General features: G+C 67.7%; 14 protein-coding genes. 6 read left to right on the top strand and 8 right to left on the bottom strand.

What is annotated here, in order from left to right:
* Positions 1-5: 5 nt before the first annotated feature.
* On the top strand, positions 6-977 hold the full coding sequence (locus tag CJ177_RS25485) for a YncE family protein (protein WP_061697659.1): 972 nt from the start codon (positions 6-8) through the stop codon (positions 975-977).
* A gap of 2 nt (positions 978-979) precedes the next feature.
* Here the strand turns inward: CJ177_RS25485 and CJ177_RS25480 are convergent, their stop codons facing one another.
* Entirely contained in the window at positions 980-2,179 is a 1,200-nt protein-coding gene (locus CJ177_RS25480) for an MFS transporter (RefSeq protein ID WP_095868922.1), read from the bottom strand.
* Positions 2,180-2,334: 155 nt separating this feature from the next.
* On the opposite strand from CJ177_RS25480, the gene CJ177_RS25475 reads away from it, so the two are divergent.
* On the top strand, positions 2,335-2,778 hold the full coding sequence (locus tag CJ177_RS25475; protein ID WP_005244707.1) for a MarR family winged helix-turn-helix transcriptional regulator: 444 nt from the start codon (positions 2,335-2,337) through the stop codon (positions 2,776-2,778).
* A 41-nt stretch (positions 2,779-2,819) separates the two neighbouring features.
* Here CJ177_RS25475 and thpD read toward each other — a convergent pair whose 3' ends face one another.
* The 4 genes from thpD to CJ177_RS25455 are packed head-to-tail and all read right to left on the bottom strand — an operon-like array spanning position 2,820 to position 5,953.
* Positions 2,820-3,734, bottom strand: a complete 915-nt coding sequence (gene thpD / locus CJ177_RS25470; protein WP_005244708.1) for an ectoine hydroxylase — start codon at positions 3,732-3,734, stop codon at positions 2,820-2,822.
* 36 nt (positions 3,735-3,770) lie between these two features.
* A complete protein-coding gene (locus CJ177_RS25465) occupies positions 3,771-4,448 on the bottom strand; it encodes a GntR family transcriptional regulator (RefSeq protein ID WP_025431792.1) in 678 nt (225 codons plus the stop codon).
* Positions 4,435-5,175, bottom strand: a complete 741-nt coding sequence (locus tag CJ177_RS25460; protein WP_005244710.1) for a hypothetical protein — start codon at positions 5,173-5,175, stop codon at positions 4,435-4,437. The genes CJ177_RS25465 and CJ177_RS25460 overlap by 14 nt, the downstream gene beginning before the upstream one ends.
* 34 nt (positions 5,176-5,209) lie before the next feature.
* The gene (locus tag CJ177_RS25455) at positions 5,210-5,953 is read right to left on the bottom strand and encodes an Asp/Glu/hydantoin racemase (RefSeq protein WP_025431791.1); all 744 of its coding nucleotides are present in this window, start codon (positions 5,951-5,953) and stop codon (positions 5,210-5,212) included.
* Positions 5,954-6,033: 80 nt separating this feature from the next.
* Here CJ177_RS25455 and CJ177_RS25450 point away from each other — a divergent pair, with 80 nt between their 5' ends.
* From CJ177_RS25450 to CJ177_RS25435, 4 genes are all read left to right on the top strand, one after another.
* Entirely contained in the window at positions 6,034-7,008 is a 975-nt protein-coding gene (locus CJ177_RS25450) for a D-2-hydroxyacid dehydrogenase (RefSeq protein ID WP_095868921.1), read from the top strand.
* A 36-nt stretch (positions 7,009-7,044) separates the two neighbouring features.
* A complete protein-coding gene (locus CJ177_RS25445) occupies positions 7,045-8,415 on the top strand; it encodes an amidase (RefSeq protein ID WP_005244713.1) in 1,371 nt (456 codons plus the stop codon).
* Between the two features lie 139 nt (positions 8,416-8,554).
* Positions 8,555-10,045, top strand: a complete 1,491-nt coding sequence (locus CJ177_RS25440) for a protein kinase family protein (protein ID WP_095868920.1) — start codon at positions 8,555-8,557, stop codon at positions 10,043-10,045.
* A complete protein-coding gene (locus tag CJ177_RS25435; protein ID WP_005244716.1) occupies positions 10,042-10,389 on the top strand; it encodes a YidH family protein in 348 nt (115 codons plus the stop codon). The genes CJ177_RS25440 and CJ177_RS25435 overlap by 4 nt, the downstream gene beginning before the upstream one ends.
* On the opposite strand, the gene CJ177_RS25430 is transcribed toward CJ177_RS25435, so the two are convergent.
* From CJ177_RS25430 to CJ177_RS25420, 3 genes are all read right to left on the bottom strand, one after another.
* A complete protein-coding gene (locus CJ177_RS25430) occupies positions 10,363-11,265 on the bottom strand; it encodes a formylglycine-generating enzyme family protein (RefSeq protein WP_257014726.1) in 903 nt (300 codons plus the stop codon). The two genes, CJ177_RS25435 and CJ177_RS25430, sit on opposite strands and share 27 nt — an antisense overlap.
* 75 nt (positions 11,266-11,340) lie before the next feature.
* The gene (locus tag CJ177_RS25425; RefSeq protein WP_061042338.1) at positions 11,341-12,282 is read right to left on the bottom strand and encodes an HAD family phosphatase; all 942 of its coding nucleotides are present in this window, start codon (positions 12,280-12,282) and stop codon (positions 11,341-11,343) included.
* Positions 12,283-12,287: 5 nt separating this feature from the next.
* Positions 12,288-13,826, bottom strand: a complete 1,539-nt coding sequence (locus tag CJ177_RS25420) for an arylsulfatase (RefSeq protein WP_005244719.1) — start codon at positions 13,824-13,826, stop codon at positions 12,288-12,290.
* Positions 13,827-13,862: the final 36 nt, after the last annotated feature.

Here is a 13,862-nt window from a genome sequence, read left to right as displayed (position 1 = left end):
CGGTGATGTTCGCCCGCACTTCGACCGTCCTGACGATCGGCGCCGCCACGCTCGGCCTGCTGGCCACCACCGCCGGCGCGGCGCCGACGTACGCCGTCACCGCCACCGTCCCCGTCGGGCAGACGCCGATGCAGGTGGCGGTCGCACCCAACGGCGCCGTCACGTACGCCACGAACTCCGGGGCCAACAGCGTCTCCGTCATCGACACCGCGACGAACGTCGTCACCGCCACCGTCCCGGTGGGCGGCGGCCCCACCGGGATCGCCGTCACCCCGAACGGTGCGCGGGTGTTCGTCGTGAACACCGCCGACCGGACGGTGTCCGTGATCGACACCGCCACCAACACGGTGGCGGCGACGATCCCGGTCGGCGAGTTCGCCTTGGCGGTTGCGGTTTCCGCCGACGGCGCCCACGCCTATGTCACGAACGGCGTCGAGAGCACCGTCTCCGTGATCGACACCGCCACGAACACGGTGACCGCCACGGTTCCGGTCGGCGCCTTCCCCATCCAGCTCGCGGCCAACGGCACGCACGTGTACGTCACCAACTCCTCCGACAACACGGTGACGGTGATCGACACGGCCACGACGACCGTCGTCGACACGATTCCCGTCGCCTCCCATCCCAGTGCCGTGACGGCGACGAACGACCGGGCCTACGTGCGGAGCGGCGCGGAGATGTCGGTGATCGACGCCGCCACCAACACGGTGACCGCCACGTTCGGCGTCGACGGGATAATGGGCGGCGCCGCGGTGACCGGGGACGGAAACACGCTGTACGTCATCGACTCCGAGGGCGGGTCCGTCACGGTCTTCGATCCGGGCACCAACGCCGAGGTGACGTCGCTCGCCGTCGGTGGCAGCGCCGGTGGCGTCGCGGTCTCCGCCGACGGCAGGAAGGCCTACGCCACCAGCCAGAACGACAACACGATCGTCACCATCACGCGCGCAGCGGGCGACGCGACGCCGCCGCGCTGACGCTAGACCGACACCACCGCTGGATCCTCCTCCACCGACTGATCTTTCGACCGACGGTCGAGTGCGGTGGCGAGGACGAGAACGGCGAGCGCGCCCACGGTCAGTGCGGCACCCATCCAGATCGGGGACGTGAAGCCGAGTCCCGCGGCGATGGTGATGCCGCCGAGCCAGGCCCCGAGTGCGTTGCCCACGTTGAAGGCGGCGATGTTCGCGCCGGACGCCATGGTCGGCGCCTGTGCCGCGTAGTTCATGATCCGCATCTGCAGCCCGGGGACGGTCGCGAAACCGAAGAGCCCCATGAAGAAGAGGGCCGCGATCGTCATCGGCTTGCTCCCGGCGGTGAGGGCGAACACGACGAGCACGACGGTGAGCACGGCGAGGATCGTGATCAATGTGCGGGTGAGTGCCTTGTCAGCGGCCCGCCCACCGAGGACGTTCCCGACGAACAGACCGCCGCCGAAGAGCACGAGGAGCCACGGGACGCTGGTCGACGCGAATCCGCCGACCTCGGTGAGGGTGAACGCGATGTACGTGAACGCACCGAACATGCCGCCGAATCCGAGGATGGTGACGGCGATCGAGAACCACACCTGACGAGACCGGAAGGCCTGCAGTTCGGTGCGCAGACCGTCGGATTCCGGTGCGTCCGCCGGACGGGACACGGACGGCACCAGCGTTGCGATGCCGATCAGCGCCACGACGCCGATGACGGTGATGGCCCAGAACGTGGAGCGCCAGCCGAACTGCTGGCCGAGGAACGTGCCGAACGGGACGCCGAGAACGTTGGCGATGGTCAGTCCCGCGAACATCGTCGCGATCGCGCCTGCCCGCTTGCTCGCGGGCACGAGGTCGGCGGCGAGGACCGAGCCGATGCCGAAGAACGCGCCGTGGCACAGGGCTGCGAGGACGCGTCCGCCCATCATGACCTCGTACGTCGGGGCCAGCGCCGACAGCAGGTTGCCGCCGATGAACAGCACCATCAGCGCCTGGAGCACGCGTTTGCGGTCGAAGCGGGTGACGGCTGCGGTGATGACGATCGCCCCGATTGCGACGGAGAGGGCGTAGCCGGAGATGAGGTAGCCGGCCACCGACTCGCTCACCTGGAAATCGGCCGACACCTCCGGCAGCAACCCCATGATGACGAATTCGGTGAGACCGATCCCGAAGCCGCCCATTGCGAGGGCGAGCAGACCCAGTGGCATCGCAGCCACTCCTTTCGTACAGACTGGGAGATAAGAGCGCTAGCTCGAATACCGCGCCTGCATTAGTTGCAGGCGCGCCATAAATAGTTGCACACGCCTGCTATGTGCGCAAGCTGGTATTCTGACCTGGCAGTCGTATCCACAGGAGGTGGCCCATGGCAGTCGCTGACGACGCCGTCGAGATCCGGTCGCAGGGATGGCGCACGCTCGCGGCCCTGCACGGGCTGCTCGAGGCGGACCTCGAGCGCGCCCTTCAGCGTGGGCACGATCTCTCGGTGGTCGAGTACACGGTGCTCGACGCACTCAGCCGTCAGGACGGCTGGCACATGCGCATGGCGCAACTCGCCCGCGCGGCGGCGCTGAGCAGCAGCGCCACCACCCGGCTGGTGAACCGTCTGGAGAACCGCGGACTGCTCATCCGCATTCTGTGCGACGACGACCGTCGCGGCATCTACACCGAGCTCACACCCGCGGGCCGGGCCGCACTGGACGAGGCGCGTCCCACCCACGACGCCACGCTGGAAGCGGCGCTCGATCGGGCCGCCGACATTCCGGAGCTCGCTCACCTCGCCCGGGCCCTGCACGAAGTCCCCGCATAGGTGAGTGCCAAGGCGTGCCGGAGCACTCCTTGCCACTCACGTCAGGACAGCGGGGTGAAGTCGCGCGACGCGATGTACTCCGGCCGCGGACGCGCCGCGGCGAACGGCTCCACGAGGGTGTTCTCGACACTGTTGAACACGAGGAACAGGTTCGACCGCGGGTAGGGCGTGATGTTGTTCCCCGACCCGTGCATGACGTTGGAGTCGAACCACAGCGCGGTGCCTGCGGCACCGGTGAACTGGTCGATCCCGAACTCCGCTGCCATCCGCGTCACGTCCTCGCGACGTGGAACCCCGACCTCCTGCGCGACGAGAGACGACGTGTAGTTGTCGTCGGGGGTGGCGCCGACGCACTGGACGAACCGCTTGTGCGAACCGGGCATCACCATCAACGACCCGTTGAACGGGTAGTTCTCGGTGAGCGTGATCGAGCAACTGACAGCCCGCGGGACGGGAAGACCGTCCTCGGCGTGCCAGGTCTCGAAGTCCGAGTGCCAGGAGAAACCGGTGCCCTTGAAACCGGGCATCGAGTTGATCCGGCTCTGATGGATGTAGACATCGGAACCGAGGAGTTGTCGCGCGCGGTCGAGGATCCTGCCGTCGCGGATCAGCTCGGCAACCACGTCACCGCGCCGGTGCACGTCGAAGACGGAACGCACCTCGTCGGTGCCGCGTTCGCAGATGACGCGCCCGCTGTCACGCATCGCGGGGTCCCGGGACAGCCGGTCGAGCTCCTCCCGGCACGACATCACTTCGCTCGCGTTCAGGAAATTGTCGATGATGGTGAAGCCGCGTGACTCGTGTCCGGCGAGGGCCGACGAATCGAACGGCCCGTCGGCGGGTCTGCCCCACACGGCGGGTTCGCTTCGTTGGAGCATCGACGGCTCGGCGGCGATCCGAGTCGGGTAGCGATCGTGGCGGTTGGTGTGTCCCTGAACCTCAGCTACCTGGGTCATTGGCCCTCCTCGGCACTTACCTCTACTTCTCCGTCGCTACGACGACAGAGTCTTCTGATCGGCGCGGAGCCGCTGGACGGCGTCGTCCAGGTGTTCGGCGAGCAGTTTCTGCACCTCTCCAGCTGTACCCGACCGGATCGCCTCGCGCAGGGTCGCGTGTTCCTGCGCCTGCTCGCGGATGTCGTCGTAGGTGGTCTGCAACGCACCCAGGCACATCCGGGTCTCGATCAGCAGTGTCCGCGCCGCCCGAATGAGCCGGGGGCTCTCCGAACTCTCCACCAGGATCTGATGGAACTGCTGGTCGGCGTCCGAGACGGCGGCGGCGTCGCCGCGCTCGGCCGCGGCCAGCATCACGAGCACGGTGGGTTCGAGCGCCACGTAGGTGGCTTCCCGGCGGCCGTCGTCGAGAATCATTTCGAGCGCCCCGCGCTCGATGACCGAGCGGCTGCGGTACACGTCGACGACGTCGTCGAGGGTCAGCTCCGTCACGAAAATCCCGCGATGACGGATGCTGTGCAGTATGCCCTCGGACACGAGCCTCTGCATGGCTTCGCGCAGGGGGCCGCGCGAGACCTGGAAATGCGCGGCCAGTTCCGCCTCGCCCAGCTGTGCACCGGGTTCGAGCGCACCCTTCATGATGGCGACCCGCAGGCGGTCCGCGATGAATTCGGCAGTCGATTGACGACTGACGGGTTCCAGGTCAGTCAGAGCCATGACTGTGGCCTTTCTCGAACAAGGTTCCTAACGACGGGTTCACCGCCGTGTGGCCCGCAAGACGCAGGCCTTCCCAGATGGTCACCTGGTTTGCCGTGAGGACCGGCTTGCCGAGGCGCTGCTCGAGAGTACTCAGCGCACCCAGCGTCCTCATGGCCGTGTCGGGGATGAGCAGGGCTTCGGCGTCCGGGTGGTCGTTCTCCACTGCGAGTTCCACCACGGATTCCGGACTGAGGAGACCGACCTCGGCCGCGGTGTCGATTCCCGCACTCGACATCGACAGCACCTCGATGCCGGCGGCGGCGAGGAACTCGACGAACAGCTTCGCGACGTCCTCCGGGTAGCTGGCGGCCACCGCGACGCGGGTGATCCCCAGCGCGTGCAGGGCGTGGACGAACGCGAAACTGGTGCTGGACGTGGGTACACCGGTGGCCGCGGCGAGCGTCTCTGCCTGCTGCTTCGCCCCGTCGGGGCCGTAGACGAAGCTGCCCGAGGTGCACGCCCACACGACGGCGTCCGGCTTCGTCTCGGCGAGGAGCGCGGCCCCGCCTGCGAGCTTCTCGGGGCTCCCGAGGTCGAGCAGTTCGGGCACGGCGTGCAGGTCGGTGCCGTAGATGTGCACGACCGGCAGATCCACTCCGAGCATCTCCGCGGCGAACGGGTAGTCGTCCTCGGCGGCGTGATCGGGGTAGATGAATCCCACAGTGGGGGTCGGCGTGCTCGTCATGCGTTCTCCTCTTTCCGTGTCGTGAGGGGTGATGTCAGAAGACGTTGCGGAGCCACTTGCCGGGGCCCGTCATGGGGAGTTTCATCCGGCCGAGACAGGCCCAGATCGTGAGCTGGTTGGCGGTGAGCACCGGTTTGCCGAGTTCCTGCTCGAGCGGGGCGATGACGTCGTAGGTCGGCAGATTCGTACAGCTGACGAAGATCGCCTCCGACCTGGGGTCGTCCGCGGCGATGATCCGCTCGGCGATCGTGCGGTAGTTGACCTTCCAGATGCCGCCGCCGAGCCCGAGGTGATCGGAGCGAACCACCTCGGTGCCTGCCTCGTTCAGGAAGGTGTGCAGCCGTTCGGTGAGCGGGGCGTCGTACGGCGTGATCACCGACAGCCTGCTCAGCTCGAGGTGTTCGATCGCCTCGACCAGCGCGCCGGACGTGGTGATCGCGTGCTGGGCGCCTGCCTCGCAGATCGCGTCGCACAGGGTTCGCTCGTATTCGAGACCCTTGATGAAGCTTCCCGACGTGCACAGATAGGCCACGACCTCGGGCTCGACGTGCAGGACGTCGCGCGTCGCCGCCATGAGGTGTCTTCGCTCGGACACGAGTTCGGCCATCTCCAGACTGACGGGCACGGGTTCGTACGGCGTGCGCGCCAGATGGAGGCTCACCTCGAGGGGAGCCCATCGCCACAGTTCTCGTTCGAGCGCCAGGTCGAACGGGGCGATGATGCCGATTCCCCGTTGCGCGATAGGCCCCTCGAATTCGGGAATGTTCAGTTCCAACACCAGGCCTCACCTTCGTTTCGGCCGCGCCCGAGCATTATCAGATTGTTGACAATCATACGAGTTACTCATACGGTGTCAACGTGAGTCGGAATCCGATCGTCGCGGTGCTACATGCCCACGTCCTGCCGAGCGACGAACTCATGGCACCCGTCGCGTCCCGTGCCGAAGTTCGCTACACCGGCAAGGCGGGGCTGAGCGATGCCCTCGACGGCGCGGACGTGCTGTTCCTCTACGACTTCCTCACCGACGCGGTGCCCGGAGCCTGGCACGCCGCCGGCTCCCTGCAGTGGCTGCACATCGCGGCGGCCGGCGTCGATCCCGTCATGTTCCCCGAGGCCCGCGACAGCGACGTCACGATCACCAACTCACGGGGCGTGTTCGACGGGGCGATCGCCGAGTACGTGCTCGCCCAGGTGCTCTCGTTCGCGAAGGATCTGCCGGGCTCGCTCCGCCTGCAGCAGTCCCACACCTGGCAGCACCGGGAATCCGAGCGGATCGCGGGCCGCACCGCCCTGATCGTCGGCACCGGTCCCATCGGCCGCGCGATCGCCCGGCTTCTCCGCGCGGCGGGGATGGAGGTCAGCGGGTCGGGTCGCACCGCACGCAACGCCGATCCCGACTTCGGGTCGGTCACCGCAACGGAAGATCTCCCGGAGCAGCTCGCCGTCGCCGACTACGTGATCGCGGTGGCACCGCTCACCGATCAGACCCGCCACATGTTCCGCGACTCGACGTTCGCCGCGATGAAGCCGGGCGCCCGGTTCGTCAACGTCGGACGCGGTGAGCTCGTCCGCACCGACGACCTCGTCACCGCGCTCCGGGCGGGGACGATCACGGGCGCCGCGCTCGACGTGTTCGACACGGAACCGCTCCCCGCCGGCCATCCACTCTGGGACATGCCGAACGTCTCGATCACACCCCACAATTCGGGCGACTTCGCCGGCTGGCGAGATGACCTCGTTACCGTGTTCACCGACAATTTCGAACGCTGGGTTGCGGGGTACCCGCTCGAGAACGTAGTTGACAAGCACCTCGGGTACGTACCGAGCCGATGAAGACAGGGCCCGAACGTCCAGGCTGAAGGAGTTCTCATGAATCCCACCGACATGACCGCCGTCGAACTGGTCACGGCCTACTCGTCCGGAGAACTTTCGCCGGTGGAAGCGACGCAGGCGATGCTCGACGCCATCACCGAGCGTGACCGCACCATCAATTCCTACTGCCTCGTCGACGAGGAGCGGGCGCTCGAGCAGGCCCGGAAGTCCGAGGAGCGCTGGAACACCGGCTACTCCAAGGGACTACTCGACGGCGTTCCGATCTCGATCAAGGACATCTTCCTCACCGACGGCTGGCCGACGCTCCGGGGATCACAGGCCGTCGACGAGGACCAGCCGTGGAATGTCGACAGTCCCGTGGCCGCCCGGCTCCGCGAAGACGGGATGGTGTTCCTCGGCAAGACCACGACCCCCGAGATCGCGTGGAAGGCCGTAACCGACAGCGCCCTGTGCGGGATCACCCGCAACCCGGCCGACCCGACCAAGACGGCCGGCGGATCTTCGGGCGGCAGTGCCGCGGCGGTCGCGGCGGGGCTCGGTCCCTGCTCCGTCGGCACCGACGGCGGCGGCAGTGTGCGCATCCCCGCCTCATTCTGCGGTGTCGTCGGTTTCAAACCCACCCACGGTCGCATCCCCCTGTTCCCGGCGAGCCCGTTCGGGCCGCTGGCGCATGCCGGCCCCCTCACCCGCACGGTCGAGGATGCGGCACTGCTGATGGACATCCTGTCGCTGCCCGACCCGCGCGACCCGACGTCGCTCGCCCCGTTCCCGACCACCTTCCGCGGCGAGATCGGCCGCGACGTGGTCGGACTCGGCATCGCGTACTCCCCCACACTCGGCTATGTGACCGTCGATCCGGAGGTCCGGGCGATCGTCGACCGCGCCGTGCAGGCCCTCGACGCCGCGGGTCTGCCGGTCACCGCCGCCGACCCCGGCTTCAGCGATCCGATCGAGGCCTTCGAGCTGCTGTGGGCGTCCGGGGCCGCGGCCATGTTGAAGAACTTCCCGGAGGGTGCGCGCGACAAGGTCGACCCGGGGCTCGGCAAGATCTGGGAGCGGGGCGAGAAGTTCAGCGCGGTCGACTATCTCGACGCCCGCGCGGTCGCCGCGGACATCGGCATCACGATGGGCAAATTCCACCTGACGCACAACGTCCTGCTCACACCCACCGTCCCGATTCCGGCTTTCGAGGCAGGTTACGACGTCCCGCCGGGCAGCGACTTCACCAGCTGGCCGCAGTGGACCCCGTTCACCTACCCGTTCAACCTGACGCAGCAGCCGGCGATCAGCATCCCGGTAGGCCGCACCGCTGCGGGTCTGCCGGTGGGTCTGCAGGTCATCGGCCCCCGTCACTCGGACGACCTCGTACTCGCGGTCGCGCGATACGCGGAGCACGTCCTCGGCTAGGTCGAACGAAAAGCACACGGTTCGCGCCGCATCCGAGGATGATCAGCACTAGGCCCGGTGCGGCGCGAACGTCTGCGCTGCTGCCCGGGTGAGAGTTGCCTGACAGGGTTTTTCGGGTCGGGGAGAGCCGGGTGAGTAGATGACAGCGACGCCGGTGTCCGGGGTCCCGCCGCCTTCGCCGCAGGGCCCGGATTCGCTCGCCCCGGGCATGCTCGTCGCCACCCGATACCGGCTCCTCGGCCGGTTCGCCGGCCCCGACTGGGTGCAGTGGTGGCACGCGCACGACACCGAACTGCGCCGGGACGTCTCGCTCAGCCTCGTCGACTCGGCGCACGTCCGCGCCACCGACCCACTCCCGGATCCGGTGGTGCGGTTCTGCCGGAACACCACCGGAACCAGCTTCAGCCACGAGGGGCGGATCGCGCAGGTCTACGACATCGCGGCGGTCGGTGACCGGATCGCCGTGGTCGCGGAATGGACGCCCGGGTGGCGTGTCGCGGATGTCGCGCGCACGGTTCCGCGGCCGCTGGATGCCGCTCGTACCGTGCGGGACCTCGCCGCCGCGACCGCAGACGCACACCATTACGGTGCCCGCATCTCACTCGATCATCCCAACCGGGTGCGGATCTCCCGGGAAGGACTCGCGGTCCTCGCCTTCCCCGCCACTCTCGCCGACGGCAGCGCGGCCGACGACGTCGCGGGACTCGGGGCGCTGCTGTACGCCCTGTTGCTCGGCACGTGGCCGCTGTCCTCGTCCGGCGCGACCCTGGCAGCCGGACTGCCCCCGGCCGGCAGGCGTGGCGACGGTTCCGTCGTCCCGCCGCATCGTGTGCGGCCGGCGATTCCACGACGTCTGTCCGACGTGGCCATGAACGCCCTCGCTCGACGGCCCGGGATGGCCACCGCGCAGGCGGTCGTCGACGCCCTGGACCGCATCTTGGCGGACGCGCGGGCTCGCTCGGCATCCGCATTCGCTGCCACCACGAAGAGAGCCCGCCCGGCACCCGCCAACCGGGCCCCCCGGCCGAACGCGCCACTTCCCGCGTTGAGCGGCGCACTCGCCCTGGTCGTCGCGCTCGGCGCCGCCGGGTGGGCGGCGGGCGCCACATTCACCTCGTCGGACGCTCCCCCGGCCGCCGTCGCGGACAGCATGCTCAGCCAGATCGCACCGGTTCCGGACCCCCTTCAGACACCGCTCACCCCGTCATCCGCGGCCGTCTACTCCCCCCTGCGCTTCCCCGACAACGGTGCCACCGCCTCCCTCGCCGTCGACGCGAACCCCGCGACATCCTGGGCGACCGACCGCTACCCGCAGCAACTGTCGGCGACGAAGCGAGGAGTGGGTCTGATCGTGTCGTTTCCCGGGCCCGTCGATCTGCGGACCGTCTTGATCGACTCCCCGACACCGGGCACCACGGTCGAGATCCGGACCGTGCCCGTCGCGTGGCCGACCATCGATCGCACCCAGGTGATCGGCGCCGCCACGCTCGGCGACGGGGTCACCCAGATCGTGGCCCGGACGCCCGCACCCACCGACCGCGTCCTGGTCTGGATCTCGGGACTGTCCGGCGGCGAGTCCGGGTACCAGTCGCGCCTGTCGGAGATCGGCTTCCTGGGTAGCGGCGCATGAGCCGCAACATCTTCGGCCCCACGCAGCCGAACGAGGGAAGCACCGCGCGCGACCATCTCGCCAACGAGCGAACCTACCTCGCCTGGCATCGCACCGGTATCAGTGTCGCCGCACTCGGTGTGGCGGTCGCGAAGTTCGCACCGCACCGCGGCGGCCACGCCGTGGCTGCCGGATTGATCCTGATCGGCGCGGGGCTACTGGTGTCCGCCTACGGCACCGTCCGCTACCGGGTCATCAGCCGGCAGATCGAATCCGGGGAATTCGCTCCGGCAACGTTCGCCGCGGTCGTCACGTCCAGCGTCGTCACAGTGCTCGCGCTACTCGCTGTGGTGGTCCTGATCTGATCCGGGTAAGGCCGTGACGCAGCGGAATCCGATGTGGCTCATCCCGGTGTCGACCATCTGCGGCCGCCGTGCGGCGGGCCGGTACCGCCGGCAGTAGCTGTCGGCGCACAGGAACGATCCGCCCTTGATCACCCGCCGGGGCACCCGGAACTGGGGTTGGCGGGGGTCGAAGCTCTCCGACATGCCGGGCCCACGCGGATTGCGTGGCGCGCAGCACGACTCCGCTGTGTCGGCGTGGCGAACCGAGAACCAGTCGGCGGTCCATTCCCACACGTTTCCCGCCATGTCGAACAGACTGTATTCGTTGGGCGGAAAGCTACCGACGGCGGTCGTGGTGCCGTACCCGGGGTCCGCGCGCCACGGGAACTCCCCGTGCCAGTAGTTCGCCAGCGGAGGGGATTCGCTCTCGGGGGCGTCACCCCAGGTGAATTCGGCGTGGTCGAGTCCGCCGCGCGCCGCGGCCTCCCATTGCGCCTCGGTGGGGAGGGAGCGCCCCGCCCACTGGGCGTACGCTGCCGCATCCTCGTGGGCGACGTGGACGACGGGATGCTGTTCGCGGCCGGTGATCGTCGACGCGGGTCCCGTGGGATGTCGCCAGGACGCACCGACAGTCCAGGTCCACCATTGACTGAGGTGACGGAGATCGACCGGGCCCCGAGTGGGCGTGAACACCATCGATCCCGGTTGCAGGTTCTCGGCGGGAGCGCCGGGGAAGTCGGCGGCGTCCAGCGGCCGCTCGGCGACGGTCACATAACCGGTGTCCCGGACGAACGCGGCGTACTGCGCGGTGGTGACCTGGTGGGCCTCGATGGCGAAGGCGTCGATCGCGACTCGATGTGCCGGACCTTCTTCCGGATAGTGCCGATCCGAGCCCATCGTGAAGGTCTGAGCGGGGATGTGCCGGACTTCGGAGACGGTCTGGGTATCCAACACGCCTTCCCTTCTGCCTGATCAGGTGACGGCCGGCGAGAAGACGCTCGTCCAATCGTTCTTCATGCTTACCACGGTCCAGTTCTTTTCTCGTGCGTGTTCGAGGGCCTGCTCCGCACCGGCGACATAGTCGAATTCGCGATCGGCGTCGTCGTGCAGGATCAGCACCCGAAGCGCCGGGCGGTCGGGTAGCCCGGAGAACGCGAGCATCGGCAGGTCACCGTTGGAGTTGCCGACCGACAGGATCGGCCGTCGCCCGATCCGGCTCCAGATTCGGACCGGTTTCTCCGGCCCGTCGTCGAAGAAGTCCATCGCGGCCTTGTAGAGCAGGTCGCTCGTGTCCGCCCCTTCACGGTACGAGAGGCCGAGGGCACTACCGATGACGCGTTCCGGCGGGATCCCGTAGAGCCGTCCGGCGACCGGGCGCATGAAGTCCCGGTCACCACCGGACGCGATGTAGATCGTGAATCCGTTCGCCTCGAGATAGCGCAGCAGTTCGACCATCGGCGCGTATCCGCAGCCCGAATACGGGCGGTCGAGTGTCGGATGGTCCGCGTCGTCGAAGAAGGACCGGACCCGCGCGTCGTAATTCTCGACGGTGATCGAATCGAACGCCTCGGTGACTGCGCCCATCAACAGTTTCAGGTCGCCGTCGTCGCCCCGATAGTGCTTGACCATCGCCGCACCGAGCCACTGAAGGTCGTGCTCGTGGGCCGCCTTCCACGGTTGCGTCTGCTGAAGGTCGGGGTCACCCGCGGCCATCTCGGCGAAGCGCCGGATGGTGAAGTCGAGCTGGATGGGCATCGGCTTCTCGCACCAGAGTGTGCCGTCGTTGTCGAATACGGCCACCCGGTCCGCGGGCTCGACGAAGTCCGGTCCCCGTGTCGTCACCCGCCCGACGAAGTCCTCGATCGCGGACCGCGTCGATCCGTCCGCCCAGGAACCACCCAGCCCGGCCCCCACGGCGGTCAGTCCTTCGCCAGGAAGGCGTGCAGCTTCGCCACCGCGTGGTCGATCGTGAAGCTCGCCGGCTCCTGTCTCGGGGGGAACTCTTTGAACGTCTCGAGGAATTGACTCGTGATGAATGTCCCGTAGATGGCGATGTAGTCGTGGTCGAGGAACCAGTCCCAGTAGGTGTTCGACGTGATGTCGGCACGCTCGAACGGGTCGGTGCGCAGGTTGAACAGTTTCGGCAACCGCAGTTGGGTGAACGGCTCCGCCCACAGCCCGAGGGTGCCCTGCGCCCGCTGCTCCATGAACACGATCTTCCAATTGTCGAAACGGATGCCCAGCACGTCGCAGTCGTCGGAGAAGTAGACCATTCCCCGGCGCGGGGACGTCTCGACCTCCCCGGTGAGGTACGGGAGCAGGTTGTAGCCGTCGATGTGCACCTTGAACGTCTTCTCGCCGATCGTGTGCCCGGTCTTCAGTTGCTCCACGACCTCGGGTGCCCCCGCGGCGGCGAGGAAGGTGGGAAGCCAATCATGGTGCTGAACGATCTCGTTGGACACGCTGCCCGCGGGGATCTTGCCCGGCCAGCGGATCACCTCGGGGACGCGGAACGCACCCTCCCAGTTGGTGTCCTTCTCACTGCGGAACGGGGTGGTCGCGCCGTCCGGCCAGGTGTTCGCGTGAGGACCGTTGTCGGTGCTGTAGATGACGATCGTGTTCTCGGCGAGACCCAGCTCGTCGACCGCGTCGAGCAGCTGGCCGACGTGCTTGTCGTGATCGATCATGGTGTCGTGGTACGGCGACTGCCAGTGCCCGGCCTGACCGACGCTTTCCGGCTTCGTGTGGGTCCGCAGGTGCATGTGCGTGGTGTTCATCCACACGAAGAACGGTGTCTCCGCTTCCTTCTGCCGCGTGATGAAGTCGATTGCCGCGGACACCGTCTCGTCGTCGATGGTCTCCATCCTCTTCTTGCTCAGCGGACCGGTGTCCTCGATGCGCTGCTTCCCGAGCGGCCCGTACCGCTCATCGACCTCGCCCGCGTCCTCCTCGGTGGCCCAGCAGTGCAGGACACCGCGCGGCATCATCACCTCGTGCAGTTTGGGATAGTCCTGTGCACTCGGGTAGTCGGGGAGCTCGGGTTCTTCCTCGGCGTTGAGGTGATAGAGGTTGCCGAAGAACTCGTCGAATCCGTGAGCGGTCGGCAGATACTTGTTCAGATCGCCGAGATGGTTCTTCCCGAACTGTCCGGTGGCGTATCCGAGGGGCTTGAGGAGTTCGGCGATGGTGGGGTCCTCGGGCGACAATCCGACGTCGACTCCAGGGATTCCGACCTTGCTCATGCCGGTGCGGTACACGCTCTGCCCCGTGATGAACGACGCGCGGCCGGCCGTGCAACTCTGCTCACCGTAGGAGTCGGTGAACCTCATGCCCTCGTCGGCGAGACGGTCGATGTTCGGTGTCCGGTACCCCATCAGCCCGTCGCTGTAGCAGCTGAGATTGGTGATACCGATGTCGTCGCCCCAAATGACCAGGATGTTGGGTTTCGCGTCCGTCATCTGTCTCTCCTCGCATCATCGGGGGAATCGCAGTCC

The sequence above is a fragment of the Rhodococcus sp. ACPA1 genome (assembly GCF_002300195.1).
GTDB classification, from domain to species: domain Bacteria; phylum Actinomycetota; class Actinomycetes; order Mycobacteriales; family Mycobacteriaceae; genus Rhodococcus_F; species Rhodococcus_F opacus.
This window is presented reverse-complemented; position numbering and strand designations above follow the sequence as displayed.